18 protein-coding genes and 1 tRNA gene are annotated in these 16,583 nt (G+C 66.2%); 3 read left to right on the forward strand and 16 right to left on the reverse strand.

All coding sequences use genetic code 11. The features are described 5' to 3' along the window. Window positions 1-12: 12 nt before the first annotated feature. On the reverse strand, window positions 13-1,206 hold the full coding sequence (locus FQU85_RS11545) for a threonine synthase (RefSeq protein WP_145848044.1): 1,194 nt from the start codon (window positions 1,204-1,206) through the stop codon (window positions 13-15). Window positions 1,207-1,393: 187 nt separating this feature from the next. Between FQU85_RS11545 and FQU85_RS11550 the strand changes: the two genes are divergently transcribed. After that, on the forward strand, window positions 1,394-2,173 hold the full coding sequence (locus tag FQU85_RS11550) for a MarR family transcriptional regulator (RefSeq protein WP_145848046.1): 780 nt from the start codon (window positions 1,394-1,396) through the stop codon (window positions 2,171-2,173). 61 nt (window positions 2,174-2,234) lie between these two features. Here the strand turns inward: FQU85_RS11550 and FQU85_RS11555 are convergent, their stop codons facing one another. From FQU85_RS11555 to FQU85_RS11575, 5 genes are read right to left on the reverse strand one after another with little or no spacing between them, the layout of a single operon-like run. After that, window positions 2,235-2,990: a proteasome assembly chaperone family protein gene (locus FQU85_RS11555; protein WP_145848048.1), complete on the reverse strand. Its 756-nt coding sequence runs from the start codon at window positions 2,988-2,990 to the stop codon at window positions 2,235-2,237. 4 nt (window positions 2,991-2,994) lie between these two features. Beyond that, window positions 2,995-3,165, reverse strand: a complete 171-nt coding sequence (locus FQU85_RS11560) for an RNA-protein complex protein Nop10 (protein ID WP_145848050.1) — start codon at window positions 3,163-3,165, stop codon at window positions 2,995-2,997. Next, window positions 3,162-3,965 (reverse strand): translation initiation factor IF-2 subunit alpha, encoded by an 804-nt coding sequence (locus FQU85_RS11565; RefSeq protein ID WP_145848052.1) that lies wholly within the window; start codon window positions 3,963-3,965, stop codon window positions 3,162-3,164. Before FQU85_RS11565 ends, FQU85_RS11560 begins: the two co-directional genes overlap by 4 nt. Continuing rightward, window positions 3,962-4,135 carry a 30S ribosomal protein S27e gene (locus FQU85_RS11570; protein WP_145848054.1) on the reverse strand — a complete coding sequence of 58 codons (174 nt, stop codon included), beginning with the start codon at window positions 4,133-4,135 and terminating at the stop codon, window positions 3,962-3,964. Before FQU85_RS11570 ends, FQU85_RS11565 begins: the two co-directional genes overlap by 4 nt. Continuing rightward, on the reverse strand, window positions 4,135-4,419 hold the full coding sequence (locus tag FQU85_RS11575; protein WP_145848056.1) for a 50S ribosomal protein L44e: 285 nt from the start codon (window positions 4,417-4,419) through the stop codon (window positions 4,135-4,137). Before FQU85_RS11575 ends, FQU85_RS11570 begins: the two co-directional genes overlap by 1 nt. A gap of 114 nt (window positions 4,420-4,533) precedes the next feature. On the opposite strand from FQU85_RS11575, the gene FQU85_RS11580 reads away from it, so the two are divergent. Together FQU85_RS11580 and FQU85_RS11585 are read left to right on the forward strand one after the other, a co-directional pair. After that, window positions 4,534-5,505: a hypothetical protein gene (locus FQU85_RS11580; protein WP_145848058.1), complete on the forward strand. Its 972-nt coding sequence runs from the start codon at window positions 4,534-4,536 to the stop codon at window positions 5,503-5,505. A 47-nt stretch (window positions 5,506-5,552) separates the two neighbouring features. After that, window positions 5,553-5,816: an HAH_0734 family protein gene (locus FQU85_RS11585; protein ID WP_145848060.1), complete on the forward strand. Its 264-nt coding sequence runs from the start codon at window positions 5,553-5,555 to the stop codon at window positions 5,814-5,816. Here the strand turns inward: FQU85_RS11585 and FQU85_RS11590 are convergent. From FQU85_RS11590 to hpt, 10 genes are all read right to left on the reverse strand, one after another. Continuing rightward, window positions 5,813-8,047, reverse strand: a complete 2,235-nt coding sequence (locus FQU85_RS11590) for a DUF2298 domain-containing protein (protein WP_145848062.1) — start codon at window positions 8,045-8,047, stop codon at window positions 5,813-5,815. The genes FQU85_RS11585 and FQU85_RS11590 overlap by 4 nt on opposite strands. A gap of 53 nt (window positions 8,048-8,100) precedes the next feature. After that, window positions 8,101-8,301 carry a hypothetical protein gene (locus FQU85_RS11595; RefSeq protein ID WP_145848064.1) on the reverse strand — a complete coding sequence of 67 codons (201 nt, stop codon included), beginning with the start codon at window positions 8,299-8,301 and terminating at the stop codon, window positions 8,101-8,103. A 192-nt stretch (window positions 8,302-8,493) separates the two neighbouring features. Then, window positions 8,494-8,568 (reverse strand) — tRNA-Met (locus FQU85_RS11600). A gap of 65 nt (window positions 8,569-8,633) precedes the next feature. Further along, the gene (locus FQU85_RS11605; protein ID WP_145848066.1) at window positions 8,634-9,311 is read right to left on the reverse strand and encodes a type 1 glutamine amidotransferase domain-containing protein; all 678 of its coding nucleotides are present in this window, start codon (window positions 9,309-9,311) and stop codon (window positions 8,634-8,636) included. 57 nt (window positions 9,312-9,368) lie between these two features. Next, complete coding sequence (locus FQU85_RS11610) at window positions 9,369-10,673, reverse strand: ABC transporter ATP-binding protein (protein WP_145848068.1); 1,305 nt, start codon at window positions 10,671-10,673, stop codon at window positions 9,369-9,371. Continuing rightward, window positions 10,670-11,713: an ABC transporter ATP-binding protein gene (locus tag FQU85_RS11615; protein WP_145848070.1), complete on the reverse strand. Its 1,044-nt coding sequence runs from the start codon at window positions 11,711-11,713 to the stop codon at window positions 10,670-10,672. Before FQU85_RS11615 ends, FQU85_RS11610 begins: the two co-directional genes overlap by 4 nt. 3 nt (window positions 11,714-11,716) lie before the next feature. Continuing rightward, the gene (locus FQU85_RS11620) at window positions 11,717-12,928 is read right to left on the reverse strand and encodes an ABC transporter permease (protein WP_145848072.1); all 1,212 of its coding nucleotides are present in this window, start codon (window positions 12,926-12,928) and stop codon (window positions 11,717-11,719) included. Then, on the reverse strand, window positions 12,928-13,896 hold the full coding sequence (locus FQU85_RS11625; protein WP_145848074.1) for an ABC transporter permease: 969 nt from the start codon (window positions 13,894-13,896) through the stop codon (window positions 12,928-12,930). The genes FQU85_RS11620 and FQU85_RS11625 overlap by 1 nt, the downstream gene beginning before the upstream one ends. A 33-nt stretch (window positions 13,897-13,929) precedes the next feature. Continuing rightward, window positions 13,930-15,816 (reverse strand): ABC transporter substrate-binding protein, encoded by a 1,887-nt coding sequence (locus FQU85_RS11630; RefSeq protein WP_145848076.1) that lies wholly within the window; start codon window positions 15,814-15,816, stop codon window positions 13,930-13,932. Window positions 15,817-15,970: 154 nt separating this feature from the next. After that, window positions 15,971-16,537 carry a hypoxanthine/guanine phosphoribosyltransferase gene (gene hpt / locus FQU85_RS11635; protein WP_145848078.1) on the reverse strand — a complete coding sequence of 189 codons (567 nt, stop codon included), beginning with the start codon at window positions 16,535-16,537 and terminating at the stop codon, window positions 15,971-15,973. Between the last annotated feature and the right edge of the window lie 46 nt (window positions 16,538-16,583).

Genomic DNA, 16,583 nt, shown 5'->3' on the forward strand with positions numbered 1-16,583 from the left:
TTGTGCCCTCGACTAGATGCCCTTGCTCATCAGGTGGCTGCGGAGGACGTCGTCGTCCTTGCTCCCGTGGCCCGTGTTCAAGAGGACGATCGTGTCGTCCTCGTCGAACTCACCGCGCTGCGCGAGCTCCCACGCGCCGGACGCCGCCGCCGCGCACGTCGCACCCATCTCCACGCCCTCGTTCTGCGCGACCGTGATAGCGGAGTCCAGGATGTCCTGGTCGCTCGTCGCCACCGCACCGCCGTCGGACTCCCGGAGCGCCTCCAGCACCAACGGACTCGCGCCCGGGTCAGGGATCTCGATACCGCCGCAGATGGTGTCCGGGTTCTGCCACGGCTCGTGTACGTCCCGATCTTCCTCGAACGCTCGCACGACCGGCGCACAGCCCTCCGCCTGCGCCGCGTACATCGACGGCAGCGCGTCGGTGAGTCCGAGCTCCCGCAGTTCCTTCGCTGCCTTGTGCATCCCGACCAGACCGACACCGCCCCCCGTGGGATAGACGACCGCGTCCGGCACCGCCCAGTCGAGCTGTTCGACTGTCTCGTACAGCATCGTCTTCTTGCCCTCGTGACGATACGGCGTGACGAACGTCTTCACCGAGTACCACTCGGGGTTCTCCGCCATCGCGCCCTCGTACGCCGCACCCGCGTCCCCGATACGTCCCTCGACGACGTTCATGTCGCCGCCGTGGACGTTCACCATCGCCTTCTGCGTGAACCCGGAACGCGAGGGCAGGAACACGTGCGCGTCGAGGCCCGCGCGGGCCGCGTACGCCGCCGCCGCCTGCCCCGCGTTCCCCGCCGACGCCAGCGCCACGTCGCTCGCACCGTGCTGGTCAGCGGCGGTAACCGCCACCGTCTGCCCGCGGTCTTTGAACGTTCCCGTCGGGTTCCGGCCCTCGTCCTTGATCAGCACGCGTCCGACGCCGAGTTCGTCCGCGAGCTTCGGCGCGTCCACGAGCGCCGTCGCCCCCTCGTCAATCGACACCGCCGACTCCCGCGTGAACGGCAAGAGCTCCTCGTACCGCCACATCGAATCGAAGCGCCGGGCCTCGAACGTCTCCCGAGACACGTCGAGCGCGTCAAGGTCGTACTCGGGGTCGAGAATCCCCTCGCACTCCGGACACCGATGCGTCGCGTCCGCCGCGTCGAACAGCTCTCCACAGTCCACACACCGCAACCCGATGAACGCCTCAGTCGTCTCCATACACGTACTGCACGGCCCGCGTCGAAAGGAGTTACCCTTGCGGGACGACGCACCGCCTGCTGAGTCACTTCGCTCACTGCGTTCGCTCACGCGACCAACGCAAACTCCGCGTGCTGGGTCGCACTCGCTCGCCCCGCGCCCTCGCGCGACCGGTGGAACTTTGACCGTCGCACACCCGGAGTCGAGTATGGCCGACGTGCTCTCCGATAAGCGCTCCGCGACGCGCTTTCGAATCCTGGTGGAAATCGCGGATCGACAGCCCGCGGTGAGCCAGGGGGAAATCGCGGACGCCGTCGGCGTCACCACGCAAGCGGTCTCCGAGTACATCCGCGAACTCACGGGGGAGGGACTGGTGGAAAAAGAGGGGCGCTCGCGCTATCGCATCACGAAAGAAGGCGTGGACTGGCTCCTCCGCACCGCGGACGACGTGCGGCGGTACGCCGACCGCGTGACCGAGGACGTGCTCGGGAGCGTGCAGGAGGACGCCGCAATCGCGACCGGCGACATCAGGCAGGGTGACACCGTCACGCTCGACATGCGCGACGGCATGTTGCACGCCACGCCCGGCGAGGAGGGGCCGGCGACCGGCGTCGCCACCACGAACGCCGAGGCGGGCGAGGACGTGGGCGTCACGGGCTTCGAGGGCATCATCGACCTCTCGCCCGGCTCCGTCACCGTCTATCAAGTACCACCCGTCAGATCCGGCGGTAGCACTCGCGTCGCGCTCGACGAACTCGAAACCGAAGTCGTGGACGCAGACCTCGTCCTCGCCGCCGGCGTCGAAGCAGTCGTCGCGCTCCGGAAGACCGAAACCGAACCCGCAGCCACGTTCGCCGTCGGGGACGTGGCCGCGGACGCCGCCAGCCGCGGTCTCGAAGTCGTCGTCGTCGCCACCGCGGACGCCGTCGGCCGCGTCACCGACCCGCTCCGGGACGCCGGCGCGACCTACGAAGTCGTCGACCTCTGACCACCAGTCGCCTCACAACCGCGTTCTGCACGCCCGAAGAGAAAACCCGCCGCGGCCGCGTTCAGCCGATGTACCGGAGGTCGTCCTCGCTCCCGGGGCTCGGGCCCTGTTCCATTTGCTGCATCTGCTCCACAACGTCCTCCATCTCGTCCGCGCGTTCGTCGAGCGCGTCGAAGTCCACCTCGAACCCGAGGAGGTCTTCGAGGACTTCGAGGACTGCTTTCGCGCTCTTCGGATCGACGAGGTAGCCCGAGGTCTCGCCCATCAGGCAGGCGGCGTCGAACCCGCGGCGGCCGCCGAGACCCAGGAGGAGTCCGCTCGTGCCGACGATACCGCCCGCTGGTTCCTCGGAGCGGAACTCCACGCCCGCGTCCTCGAGGTCGCTCTTGATGGCTTCGTCGCTGACCGCGCCGACGACGCCGTACTCCTCGATGAGTTCGCCCGTGGGAACGCCGCCGAGCGCGAACACGTCCGAAACACCGAACTCCTCGGCGATATCGAGGAACGCGTCCGTCACGCGGTAGTGACCGGCGTTCTCCTGTGCCTGATGGTCGCCCGTGAGCACGAGGAGGTCGCGGCCCGCCGTCTCGACCGCGTGCACTTCGACGTGCGCGAGTTCCGCGACGCCCTCGTCACCCACCGTCACCTGCGGCGGGAAGTGCTCGGAGTACACGCGTCGAACGAGCGTGCTCTCTCCCTCCTCGACGATGTGCTCGGCGACGAGCTTCCCGACGTGTCCGACGCCCGGAAGCCCCTCGACGAACACGGGCTCCGTGAGGTCGGCGTCCGCGAGCGTCTCGACTTCGAGTTCGTCCATGTCCTTAGTCCCGAACGCGTCTCTTAAGAGCGCGTCGGTACTCGCCGTACGGGTCTTCGGGATTGAACGGCGCTGGCGCGCTGTTCTCAGTTTCGCGACCGCACTCGGGACAGGAAGGAGAGAGTGTGTACACCGGGCGGTCGTGGTCGCGGCACACCCGGATGTCCGACTTCACTGGTCTTCGTCGAGTTGGCGCTCGCGGTGGAACTCGCCGCTCCCCCCGGCCGCCTCGATGGCGTCGGTCGCGCGGGCGGCGCTCGCTTCGAGCTCGTCCTCCGCGGTCTTGTAGTTCGGCGCCTGCACCGTGATGCGGTACTCCGGCGACCCGACGTACGTCACGTCGAGGTCGATCTCGTCCGGAATCTCGCCGTCGCCCTCCGCGGCCCGCAGCGCCTCCTTGATGTCGTCTACGCCGTCCCCGTCCGGGGATTCGAGGTGGACGTACCCGGTCACGGTGACGTAGGGGACGGAGACGTTGTCTCGCGCCGTGGAGACGATGGTCTCGATGTCGTCCTCGTCCAGGTCGGTGGGTTCGAGCGCGTCCGGCCCGTGGATCGCGGCCTGTTCGAAGCCCTCGTAGAGGCTACCGAACTCGGCGATGAGTTCGTTCGCGACGGCGCGGAACTGATCGTCCGCCATGTCCTCGCCGAACGCGATGCTCATCCACTTATCGGCCTTCTGCTCGTTCTTCCACTCCTGGATGGCGTCCGAGCGCTGGTGGTCGTTGACGTCCTTGATGGAGAGGTCGATCTGCTGGGCGTCCCTGTCCACGTCGAGGACTTTCGCGACGACGGTCTGTCCCTCGCGGACGTGGTCGCGGACGTTCTTGATCCAGCCGGACGCGACCTCGCTGATGTGGACCAGCCCGCGCTTGTCCTTGTACTCCTCGAGGTCGACGAACACGCCGAAGTCCTCGATCTCGTCGACCTTTCCGACGACGAGTTCACCGGGCTCGGGCCAGCCTTCGTACTTCATCGAGTCTCGACGGTTTCGAGGACGTCGCCCTCGATGTCGGCCTCCCCGCCGGTCGGACGTGCGAGCGTCGTGCCGCAGACGGCGCACGCGACCTCGCTGGAGGCTTTTCCGAAGACGATCTGTTCGTTCTCACAGTCCGGACATTCGACGCTGTAGAAGTTCCCGGGCATTATTCCTGAAGCTCCAGTCGGCCTGCGCGCCATCCCTCGCGGAGGTGGGCCTTCCCACACTCGTTGCAGCGGTACTTGAGATCCGTCTTCTTGGTGGGTTTGTCGCCACCGGGAACCTTCGAGAACTTCCCGGAGTTCCCGATGCGGGAGGTCTTGCGGTCGCGCTGGCGGCCGTTGACCTTCGTCATACCGGACGTGCGGCCGGAGCGGACTTTCTCCACCTCGTGTTCGTTGTGCTCGTTGCAGTGCGGGCAGTACGTATTGAAGCGGCGTGGCATCTGCATAGTGAATCGACTCTTGTCGTCTGCTTCGACTGGGGGCCTTAAAATCCGCACGGTTCGACCGCGGGCGACCGCCCGCACCGAAAACCCAATAGCGTGCGAGTGGTACGCACACGCGTGTCCCGACGCGCCCTCCTCGCGCTCGCCCTCCTTCTCGTCGCCGCCGGCGTCGCCGCACCTGTCGCGGCCCGCCCGCCGCCCGAAGACGTGGACGGGTTTCCGGCGTTCACGGGCGATCGCTACGACTACCCCGAATCGGGCGTGACAAACGTCTCCGTCACCGTCGCCGTCGCCGCGAACGGCACGAGCGCGTGGACGGAGCGCGCGACCCTCGCCAACCGGAAGACCGCGGACGCGTTCCGGGAGAACGCCACACTCAGACGCCTCGTCACCGACCGAGCGTTCGACCACCGGTTCGGTCACGCGACAACGAACGTCCACGCCCGCCTCGACGGAGACACGCTCGTCGTCACGTACCGCCTCGACGGCGTCGTGCACACCGGGCCGGGCGGCGGCGTCCTGTTCGCGCCGTTCGCGGGCTACGGGAACGACTACCGACCCGACAGCGCGGACGTGACGATACATGCGCCCGTGGACTACCGCGTCACCGACGCGCCGACCGCGATGACCGTCCGCGGAGACACAGTCCGGTGGAACGACGCCACGGGCACCGGTGCGGCCGGCGTCTCCCCGGGGCTCGTCACGTTCGCGCCCGACGACGCCGCTCTCCCCGGCCTGCGCGGCGAACTCGCCGTGGCCGCGACGTACGGCCCGACGACGCTCCGCACCGCCGCGGGCGGAACCCTGCTCTACGGCCCCGGATTCGGTCTCCTGCTCGCCGGCCTGCTCGGCCTCTCCGCCGCACTTCTCAGGACGCCGAGTATCGCGTCCAGCAGGGAGTCCCTCGAACGCGCCGGGTTCGTCGGCGTCCTGGTCGCGCTCTTCGCGTGGCTACTCGTCGAGAACTATCCCGATACCGGCGTCGTGCCCGGCGTCGTCATCCCGTGGTGGTTCGTCGCGCTCATCGTCACGCTCCCCGCGGGCGTCGTCGGCGTCGCGTTGCTCGCGCTCGCCCGCCGGTACGACTGACGGGGAGTGCGAAGCGTTTAATCGGCCCGCCCGCGCAACCTCCAGTCATGAAGCGGCTCATCATCGACGGGGACCCAGGGGTCGGGAAGGACGCCGTCATCGAACACGACGGCGAGGAACAGGTCCTCTTCGGTATCTCGCGGAACGGCGACTGGCACGGCCCGAAGCGCGTCCAGCTCTGGTGCACGATGGGGACCGAGGACGAGCGCGAGGACTTCGAGAAGCGGAACTTCGTCCCGCAGTGGCTGGACGTGGAGCGCGTGGACGCGGAAGACGTGACGGTCGTCGACCCCGCGAGCGCGCGCACCTAAGACGCGAGCGCGGACTGGTTTACGGCGTACACGGTCACTTTCTCGTTCTCGTAGGCGACGCGGATTCCGGGTTCAGATGCGAACGACACGGAGCCGTAGGCGTCGCGTTCGAGCGGCCCGTAGTAGATGTACTGCACGTCGTAGTAATCGAGAAGCAGTGCCCGGGAGTCCGCGCTGTCGATCGTGTAAATGAAGTCCACATCGCGGACGCGGCGGTCGTAAACGTCCGCGTCGTGGTAGTTCCGGGCGTGCACCCAGCCGGCGACGGTGGGGATGCCGGTGAGGCTGGACGCGGGGTTCGCCCACTGGTAGACGTCGCTGCTCGGCCGGGAGACGATGGTGGGCTGCCCGGACACGTTCGCGTCCAGCCACTCGATGGCGGCGGCCTCGTAGGGGTGGTAGTCCTCGGCGGTCTCGAACGCGTCGAGCGACGGGTCGCCCATGTCCGCGAAGTGCCGGGACAGCGAGAGCGACGCGTACGGCACGCACAGCGAGCAGACGAGCAACGCGACGAGCGCGACCCGAACCGCGCTCGCGCGGTCGAGATCCCGAAGGCCGGTGCGTCGGTCGCGGGCGTGCGGGAGGAAGCCCGAGAGCGCGACGCCGGCGGCGATGGCCCAGAGCGCCCACACCTGCGCGTACGTCTTGAAGACGGTGTTGAACCGGCCCGCGCCCGCGGCGTCGTTCAGGTAGACGAACTCCACGAGCACGACGAGGCCCGCGCCCGCGACGACGAGCATCGTCTCGTAGCCGGCGTCCCGGCGGCGCAGGGCGTACCAGCCGGCGGCGACGAGCGGGCCGGCGAGCGCGAGGCCGACGAGGTCGAACAGCCAGCCGAACGCCGCGAGCGTGAGACAGAGCGCGGTGACCGCGGCGGCGAGCACGCGAGCAGCGGTGTCGCGTGCGGTCTCCCGGGCGAGGTACGCGGCGAACACCGCGAGGAACGCGCCGTGCACGAGCACGAACGGTCCGAGCGGGCTTCGTTCCGGGAGGACGGCGAGTGTCTGCTTGCTCGCGCCCGCGAGGAGCACCGTGGAGACGAACGGCCACGTCCACGCGAGCGCGAGCGGAACCACCGGACTCACGAGGAGGAGCGCGACGACCGGGCGCGCGACCTCCGCGCGAACGCCGTCGAGAGAGGGGCGGACGCGCTCGGGGAGCAGCGTCCGCGGCGGGTGGGAGGAGAGCGCGAGCGCGAGCCACGCCAATCCGACGCCCGTGGGGAAGCTCCACGTGTTCGTCGCGAGGAGCAGGCCGAGGACGGGCGGGAACGCACCGTAGACGAGGCGGCGGCGGCGCCACGCGCCGTCGGCGTGCCAGTACGCGTAGAGCACGGCGAGCGCGGCGGCGAGCACGGGGACACTCATCATGTGCGCGTGGAGGTCGCCGTTCAGGTACGCGAACAGCGGGAACTCGTTGATCGTGCCGGGGATGACGCGGCTCGCCGGCCAGTACGAGAACGTTCCCGGGTCGATAACGGCCGTTTCGTAGGGGGTGCCGACGAGACCGGTGAGCCAGCGACCCAGGCCGTCGGGGAGGAGCGTGACGACGACGCGGGCGGGCGGGCGGAGGTTGCTCGCGAGGCCGAACAGGAGCGCCGCGAGCGCGCCACCGGCGAGCGGCCGATAGCCACGACGGCGGGCGAGTTCGCGGCCGAACCCGAAGACGGCGGTGACCGCCATCGCGTAGAACGACGCGAGCGCGGGGCCGTACGCGAACCGCGGGTCGGTTCCGGCGAGCGTGGTGAAGAGTGCGGCGACGAGGTGGCCGCCGTAGTAGTAGACGACGTGCTCGCCCGCGAACCAGAAGTCCTCGGGAGGCAGGCTATCCCCGCGGAGGAGCGACCGGAGGAGGCCGTAGTCGAGGAACTTCTCACCGCCGCTCGCGTACACGCCGGGGTCGGCCGCGCGCACCGCTAGCAGGAACAGGAACGCCGCCGAGAACACGCCAAGCGTCATCGCGAGCGCGCGCCGCTCCACGTCGAGCCCGTTCCGCGCGCTCCAGAGCGACACGCCCGCGAACACCGCGAGCACGCCCAGGGTCACCGGCAATCCGAAGGAGAGTCGTCCGAGCCAGAAGAGGGGCACCGTCACGGACACGACGACGAGCGGGAGCGCGACGAACGCCCCGCCGTCACGCGCGTCCGGTACTAGCCGGGACGCCACGGGAACACCCAGTCCGAGCAGCGCCACCAGCAACACCCACCACGTCAGTACGACCCCGTACTCCATCACCACGAACACCCGCGGCCGACGGCATACGCTTTGGGATATCTCGCACCGCGCTACTCACACCGACCGCGCAGTCCCGCGAGCGCCCACGCCACCAACACCACGCCCTCCAGCCTCGCCGCGACGTACACCCAGGACTCCAGCTCGACGTCCTGTCCGTCCGTCGCCGCGACATCCATCCAGACGTCGACGAACCGCCGTGGAACCACCAGCTCGAACACGCCGACCAGCAGCGCGAGTACACGAAGCAACATACGCCCGCTTACACGAGCCATCCACATAGAGGCCGAGGATGCTGAGAACAATCCGACGGTAACACGATACGGACGCGAACACCAACCGCCAAACAACACGACAAACCCCTCGTTCGACCAGTGCGGAATCTACCCGCGTACGACCGCGTTCACGACCGAACGCACTGTGAGTGCGTTGGTTCACGCCAGAAATAGCGGGAGGTAGATTTGAACTACCGATCTCCGGGTTATGAGCCCGGCGGAATCTCCTGGCTATCCCATCCCGCTACCAGTTCGTAGACGAGTGCAACGAATAAGGGTTGTGATTCGGTCGCCGTGTGGGAGTTCTCCCCTTACTCGAGTTCGCCGAGGAGGGTGTCCGCAGCGGCTGCGGACGACTCGGGGCCGCGACCGGTCACGAGGTCGCCGTCCACGGTGACGGAGGTCTCCGAGTCGAGTTCGGCGTCCCAGTCGCCGCCGGCCGCAACCACTTCGTCCTCCACCCAGTACGGGAGCTTCCGGCCGTCCGGCATCCGGTCGTGCTCGTCCACGATGCCCTCCTCCCAGGCGTTCGGGAAGCCGGTGACCTCGCGGCCCTCGACGAGGCTCCCGCCGTCGTCCGCTCTAGTGAATGCGAGGAGGCCGGCCGCGTGACAGACGACGAGCGCTTTCCCGTCCTCGCCCGCGACCGCGTTCCGGAGGAGGCGACGGGCGTCCCGGTCCTGGTTCACGTCCCACGCGGTTCCGTGACCGCCCGGGAACACGACCGCGTCGTAGCCGTCCGCGTCCACCGCGGCGAGCGGTTCGGGGTCGTTCAACCGCTCGTCGTTCTCGTGGACGTCACGCACGAACTCCGCCGTCTCCTCGCCGACCTCGTCGGGGTCGGCCGAGCGCTCGTCCAGCACTGGCGGCGACCCGGACGGCGTCGCCACCGTGATATCGAACCCCTCGCTGTCCAGCGTCGTCAGTGGTTCCGCGCACTCTTCGCCCCAGTAGCCTTCCTCGCTCACGACAAACAACGCACGAGACATACGAGAACGAACGGCCGTCACGGGCAAAAGTAGTGTGGCGGCGGTGGCGAGTGCCGGTTAGTCGTCCGCGGGGTTCAGTGTGCGCGCCATGTCCTCCGAATGAAGGTGGCAGGCAGCCGGATGACCGGCTTCCGTCCGTTCGAGGGGGGGCGCGTCGCGCTCGCACACCGTCTCGAACTCGGCTTCGAGGAGCTCGCGCGCCTCGTCCTGGTCGTCGCGGACGAGTTCGTCGAGCGCGTTCTCGAACACGCGTTCGGCGCCCGCGTCCCCGAGCGTGTCCGGGACGTCGAACTCGTCTCGAATCGCGTCCTTCATCTCCTCGTGCGGCAGTTCTGACTCGGACGCGTCCTCGGGAACGCCGAGGAACGTCTTCACGGCGTCCAAGTCGATACCGCTGTCACGCAGTTGGACGCGTACGTCCATCACCGCCCGCCACGCCTCCTGATCGAAGTCGTAGTCCTCCGGCTGAATGACCGTCGGACACCGCGTGTGGAACCGACAGCCGGACGGCGGGTTCGACGGCGACGGCACGTCGCCCGTGAGCGTGACGGAGTCTCCGCGCTTCGTCGGGTCGGGCTGCGGAATCGACCCGAGCAACGCCTTCGTGTACGGGTGCTGTGGGTTCTCGAACAGCTCGTCAGTGGGGGCTGACTCCACGATTTCGCCGAGGTACATGACGTTCACGCGGTCACAGACCTCGCGAATGACGCCCATGTTGTGGCTGATGAACACGATCCCGAGACCGAACTCCTCCTGGATGTCGTCGATGAGGTTCAGAATCTCGGCCTGCACGGACACGTCCAGCGCCGACACCGGCTCGTCCGCGACGATGAGATCTGGGTTCACGGACAGCGCTCGCGCGAGGCCGATGCGCTGTTTCTGCCCGCCGCTGAACTCGTGCGGGTACCGGTCGATGTCGTCCGCCGACATCCCGACGCGTTCGAGGAGATCCGTCACGATTTCGCGCCGCCGAGACTTATCCCGCATGCCGTGGATGAGCAGGGGTTCCGCGATCGACTCCCCGATTGTCATCCGCGGGTCGAAGCTCGACGTCGGATCCTGGAAGATCATCTGAGCGCGCCGACGGAACCGCTTCAGTTCGCCGCTGTCGTACTTCGTGATGTCGTCACCGTCGAAGTACACGTCGCCGCCCGTCGGATCCTCGAGCCGGAGGAGCGACGTCGCAGCGGTAGACTTCCCGCAGCCGGACTCGCCGACGATCCCGACCGTCTCGCCGCGCGACACGTCGAACGAGATGCCGTCGACGGCGCGCACGCGACCGACCTCGTTCCGTAACACCCCCTCCGTGATCGGGTAGTGTTTCTCGAGGGCGTCCACCCGGAGGATCGGATCCGTGCTCACTGTCGCTCACCTCCATCGGTCGCCGCGGACGCGCCGGAGTCCTCGTGCTCCGCGAGCACTTGCGGGTCGGTCGTCGTCTCGTAGTGGACGCACGAGACCGTGTGACCGGGTTCGCCCGCGTCGTACTGGGGCGGCTGTTCGCCCGTCCGACAGCTCTCGATAGCGTGCGGGCAGCGGTCGCTGAACCGACAGCCGGACGGCGGGTTCACGAGACTCGGAAGCGTCCCACCGATGGGTTCGGACTCCTCGCCCTGTCCGGGGAGGCAGTCGAGGAGCGCTCGCGTGTACGGATGCGCGGGGTTCTCGAATATCTTGTAGACGTCCCCGGTCTCCATGACCTTCCCCGCGTACATCACCACGACTTTGTCCGCGATTTCTGCGACGACGCCGAGGTCGTGCGTGACGAAGATGATGCCCATGTCGTACTCGTCCTGCAAGTCCTGCAGGAGTTCCAGAATCTGGGCCTGAATCGTCACGTCCAGCGCCGTGGTCGGTTCGTCCGCGATGAGGAGATCCGGTTTCGCGGCGAGCGCCATCGCGATGACGACGCGCTGCTTCATCCCGCCCGAGAACTCGTGGGGATAGTCGTCGAACCGCGTGGTCGCCTCCGGAATACCGACGCGGTCGAGGAGGTCGATGCCGCGCCGCCGCGCCTCCTCGTTGCTCACGTCGTCGTGAACCTGGATCGCTTCCCGGATCTGCCAGCCGACCGTGTACACGGGGTTGAGCGCGCCCTGCGGGTTCTGGAAGACGTGCGCGATCTCGTCGCCGCGAGTGGAGCGCAGGTCGCTCTCGGAGATCCCGAGGAGGTCGCGGCCCTTGAACTCGATACTGTCCGCCGTGATTTCGCCCGGCGGCATCGGGATGAGGCGGGTGATGCTCTCGCTCGTCACGGTCTTCCCGCTCCCGCTTTCGCCGACGATACAGACCGTCTCACCGCGGTCGACACTGAAGTCGACGCCGTCGACGGCGCGTACGATTCCGTTGTCAGTGTCGAACTGCGTGTGGAGGTTTTCGACGTTGAGTAGGTGTTCGCTCATAGTTCAGTCACTCCGGGGGTCGAGTGCGTCTCGCAGGGCGTCACCGATGAAGTTGAACGCCAGAATCGTGAAGAACAGGAAGAGCCCGGGAATCGTCGATATCCAGGGCGCGTCGCTGAGACTGCCACGCCCGGCCGAGATCACCTGCCCCCACGAGGGAACGGTCGGGTCACCGAGACCGAGGAAGGACAGCGCCGCCTCGGCGAGGATGATGGTCGGGATGGTGAGCGTCGCGGCGGTGATGACCGTATTCGATACGTTCGGGATGATGTGGCGGCGGATGATGTACGGCGTGCTCGCGCCCGCGCCGTCCGCGGCCATGATGTACTCTTCTTCGTTACGCTGGAGGGCCTCCGACCGGACGAGGCGGGCGACACCGCCCCACGTCACGAGGCCGAACAGCAGTATCATGAGGAAGAGACTCCCCCCGAACAGGTAGATCAGGAGGAGGTAGAGGAAGAACGTCGGGAACGTGATCTGGATGTCGACGTACCGCATCAGGATTTCGTCGACGAGTCCGCCGGAGTAGGCGGCGACGCTACCGACGAGCGTCCCGATGACGACGATGAGGAGGGAGGCGATGAGACCGACCTCCATAGTCACCTTCATGCCGTAGACGACCATCAGGAAGATGTCCTTCCCGTTCGCCATCGTGCCGAGCGGATGCGCCCACGTGCCGTGGCAGAGGCGCGTTCCGCTCGCGGTCTGCGTCACTTCGCCGACGCAGCCGCTCCCGCCGAGTACCTCCATCGGCACGGTCGTGTAGACCGGAGGCTGGAGGCCGGCGAGGATGTTCACCGTGGGTTCCGGGAGAACCATCGTCCCGACGGTTCCGATGAGGAAGATCGCGATGAGGAACACGCCGCTCGCGACGGCGGCCCGGTTGCGCTTGAACTGATCCCAGTAGATGCGCGTCATCCGCGGCTGCTGGTAGAGCGGGAGCAGCGCGTAGAAGAACAGCACGACCATCGTCGCGATGAACAGCCAGTCCACGTTGGAGACTTCCCACGTGAGTTCGAACAGCACGAGGTTCACGCTCTCGAACGTGGGCTCGCCGATCGGGACGACGAAGAGGTCGTAGGCGACACCTGCTGCGAGGACTAGCATCGCCGCGAGGAACGCGAACGTCTTGTTGGAGACGGTCGCGAGTCCCGTGCGGCCGATGGAGTCCCAATCGACATCTTCGAACGTGTCCGGGTCGTTTTCTGCCGCCATTAGCGATCACCGAAGTCGATACGGGGGTCGACGATAGTGTACGCGATGTCCTGGAGGAGGTTCCCGACGATGGCGATGAACACGGGAATCATCGTGGTTCCGAGGACGAGCGCGGTGTCTTGTTGTGTGATTGCATCGTAACTCAGCCGCCCGAGTCCGGGGATGCCGAAGACGATCTCGACGAGGTACGAGGACGTCAGGATGACGCCGAGCATGTCCGCGACGAGAATCGTCATCAGCGGGACGAGCGCCGGCCGAAGGATGTGCCGGGTGAGCACGCGCATCTCGTCCACGCCCTTCGCGCGAGCGGTCTTCACGAACTCGGCGTGCACGTACTCCATCGCCTCCGCACGCGAGTACCGCATCTCGCCCGCTATCGTGGACGTGGTGAGCGTGATGACGGGGAGGATGAGCTGGTGTGCCATCTCGAGACTGAGGAAGGGCGCGTCCGCGTTGAACACGACCGGCGTCCAGCCGAGCTGGACGCTGAACACCAACAGGAGGATGATGCCGAACCAGAAGTTCGGGATGGACAGCCCGAAGAACCCGAAGAACGTCCCGAAGTAGTCCGTGAGGGAGTACCGGTGGGTCGCCGAGTACAGGCCGATGGCTATCCCGAGCACGGTGGAGATGATGATGGACGGCGCTCCGTACGCGAGCGAGTACGGGTACGCTTGCGCTATCGCCTGAATGACCGGCTGGGAGCGCGTGTCAGACCATCCCCAGTCGAGGGTGACCATGTTCCCCATGAATTCGATATACTGTTGCCAGATACCGCCGACGTTTCCGCGGTACGCGTTATACGCGTCAACTGCCTGAGAGACGTTCGCTCCTTGCTGGGCCGCGCGCCACTTGATCTGCGCCGTCTGCGGATTCGGCGTCAGATACATCAACCCGAACGTGATGGTCAGGATGATAACCGTGGCTACGACAGCCCAGAGAACCCGTCTCGTGACGTACCATCGCATTATTGTAAGTATGTGGAGAGCAGTGGAGGGGCGTTACTTCTGCGCGAAGTACCAGCTCTGCGAGTCGTAGCCGTAGTTCCACGTCCCGCTGTCCGGTCCGACGACTTCGTCCTGGTAGCCCGACGTGGACGTCCCCATCACGAGGAAGTTCTCCGGCTGCTCCTCGCTGAGCGCTGCGAAGATCTTCGAGAGGTTCTCCTGGCGCGTCGCGTCGTCCGTCGCGCTCGACGCCGCGTCGTACCACTGCTTGAGCGGCGCGTCGGGATAGTAGCCGTAGTAGTTCGTGGAGGCCTTCTTCAGCCAGAATGCCCGCGTGGACGTCGGCGTGAGCGGGTACGTGTTGAACACGATACCGATGTTCATGTCCCAGGACTCCTCGCTCGCGGTCTGTTCGCGCGGGCCCGCGTTGTACGGACCGCCCGACCACGGCGGTTCGCCCTCGCCGATGTATGAGTTCGCGACGTACTTGTTGAGGAGCGTGTTGAACTTCACGCCGACGAGTCTGGTTCCGAACCCGACCTGGTTGAGCTGCTGGCCGATGTACTGCGCCATCGTCTTCGTCGTGCCGTTACCGGTGACGTAGACGAACTTGAGCGTCTTCTGCTCGCCGTTGTTGTTGACGACTTCGCCGTCCTCGTAGTGGAAGTCGCTCCGCTCGGAGAGTCCTTCCTGGAGGCGCTGCTTCGCCTTGTCGATGCCGTAGAGGTCGCCCGTCCCGTACTTCGTGACGCCGTCGTCACTGAACCACTGGGAGTACTCGGGCTGGAACGTGTACGCGGGGTTCGCGTACCCGTTCTCGATGTTCTGCGCGATGGCCTTCTTGTTCACCGCCATCCCGAACGCCTGACGCACCTTCGTGTTCCGGAAGGGCGCCCAGCCGTTCGAGCGCATGTTGTAGACGAGGCCCGTGAGGTAGGACTGGGGAGCGGTGACGAGGTTGATGCTCTGTGAGTCCTCGTACTGGGGCGCTTTCGAGGACGGAATCCCCGTGGCCGTGATTTCGCCGGTTTTGAGCGCGGCGAGACGCGTGCTCTCCTCGGGGATGACCTTGTACGTGTAGCTGTTGAAGTAGGGCGCTTCGCTGAAGCGGTCGGGCGCGTTCGGGGCGTCCCGCATGTAGTAGCTGTCGTTCCGAACGGCCGTGAACTCCGCTTCGCGGTCCCAGCTTTCGAGCGTGTACGCCCCGAGGTTCCCCGTGTAGGAGAGACTCTGAATCTCGGAGTCCTTCTTGAACCCTTCGACGTCCTTGTCTGGCACGTACTTCTTGGCGAGATCCTTCGGGAGCGTCCAGAGCCCCCAGAGAACTGGCTTGAACTTGAACGCGGGGTCGACCTCGTTCAGCCGGACTTCGAACGTCAGCTTCCCGGTCTTCTCGACGGGAATGTCCTTCGTGTTCCCGTTCGAGTCGGTGTACGTCCAGTCGCCGGGGTTGGCGTAGCCCGCCCAGTTGTCGTCGGCCTGGTAGACGTTCTTGATGAGGTAGACGAAGTCCTCCGCGGTCACCTGCCCGTAGGGATCGCTCCACTGGAGGTTGTCCTTGAGCTGGACTTCGTACACGCGGTTGTCCTCCGTGGACACGTCGCCCCAGAGCGGGAAGATTTCCTGGTCGGGCGTGATGCCGTAGAGGCTGTCCATCGTCAGACCGATGCGGTCTGCGGTCTCGCCGTCGTTGACGCCGATGAAGTACAGGGACTTCGCGTCGCTCGCGCGGCCGGAGATGTAGTCGCCGCCGACGGTGCGCTCCGCCTGCGTCGTCGTGCCGTCCGTGTTACTCGTGGTCGTCGATTGCGTCGTGCTGTCGCCGCCGTTCGAACAGCCAGCGAGCGCCGCCGCCCCGCCGACACCGAGGGTCTTTAGGACGTTACGCCGGTTCGGGAGGAGAACCGTTTGGGGTTCATCACTGTTGTTGCCGGATGGCATGATATGGAAAAACAAACATGTGCATAAATATTCTTCGATGACAAGAGGTGCGTTGGCAAACGCCGAGCTTCGCTACGAATTCTAAGACCCTGAAAGAAGTTTGCTAAAATCCTAAACCATCACGAAAATACGCTAGCGAAGCGCTGAGTCGCCGTCAGTAGTCGCCGCCTTCGTCGGTGATGACGACCTCGCCGTCCACCACGTCCACGTTGATGAGCGTCTTCACGTCGATGTCGGACTCGTCGAGCTCGTTCGGCCCCTCCTTCTTGATGACCGCGACCACGTCGCTGACGTCCGCGCCGATGTGGTCGAGGGCGTCCGTGATGGCGCGCAGCGTCCCGCCGGTGGAGAGCACGTCGTCGAGCACGAGTACGCGGTCGCCCGCGTGCACGTCGTTGATGTACATCTCGGACTCCGAGTAGCCCGTCTGCTGGGTCAGGGAGACCTCGTCTTCGAGGCCGTACGAGCGCTTGCGGATGACGACCAGCGGGATGTCCGTCATCAGCGAGACCGCGGTGGAGATGTGAATGCCCATCGCCGCCGGAGTGACGATCTTGTCGACGCCCTCGATTTCGGCTTTCCGGATGATCTTGATGACGATCTCACGGAGGAGGCCGGGTTCGAGAACGGGAACACCGTCACTGATCGGGTGGACGAAGTACTGATAGCCGTCTTTCTCGATTATCGGCGCGTCGAGGAGGGACTGCTTGAGCCTATCCATGTTGACGCTACGTGCCCCGAGAGTAAAAACTGACGAATCGCCAATG

The organism is Salarchaeum sp. JOR-1, from assembly GCF_007833275.1.
Taxonomy (GTDB): domain Archaea; phylum Halobacteriota; class Halobacteria; order Halobacteriales; family Halobacteriaceae; genus Salarchaeum.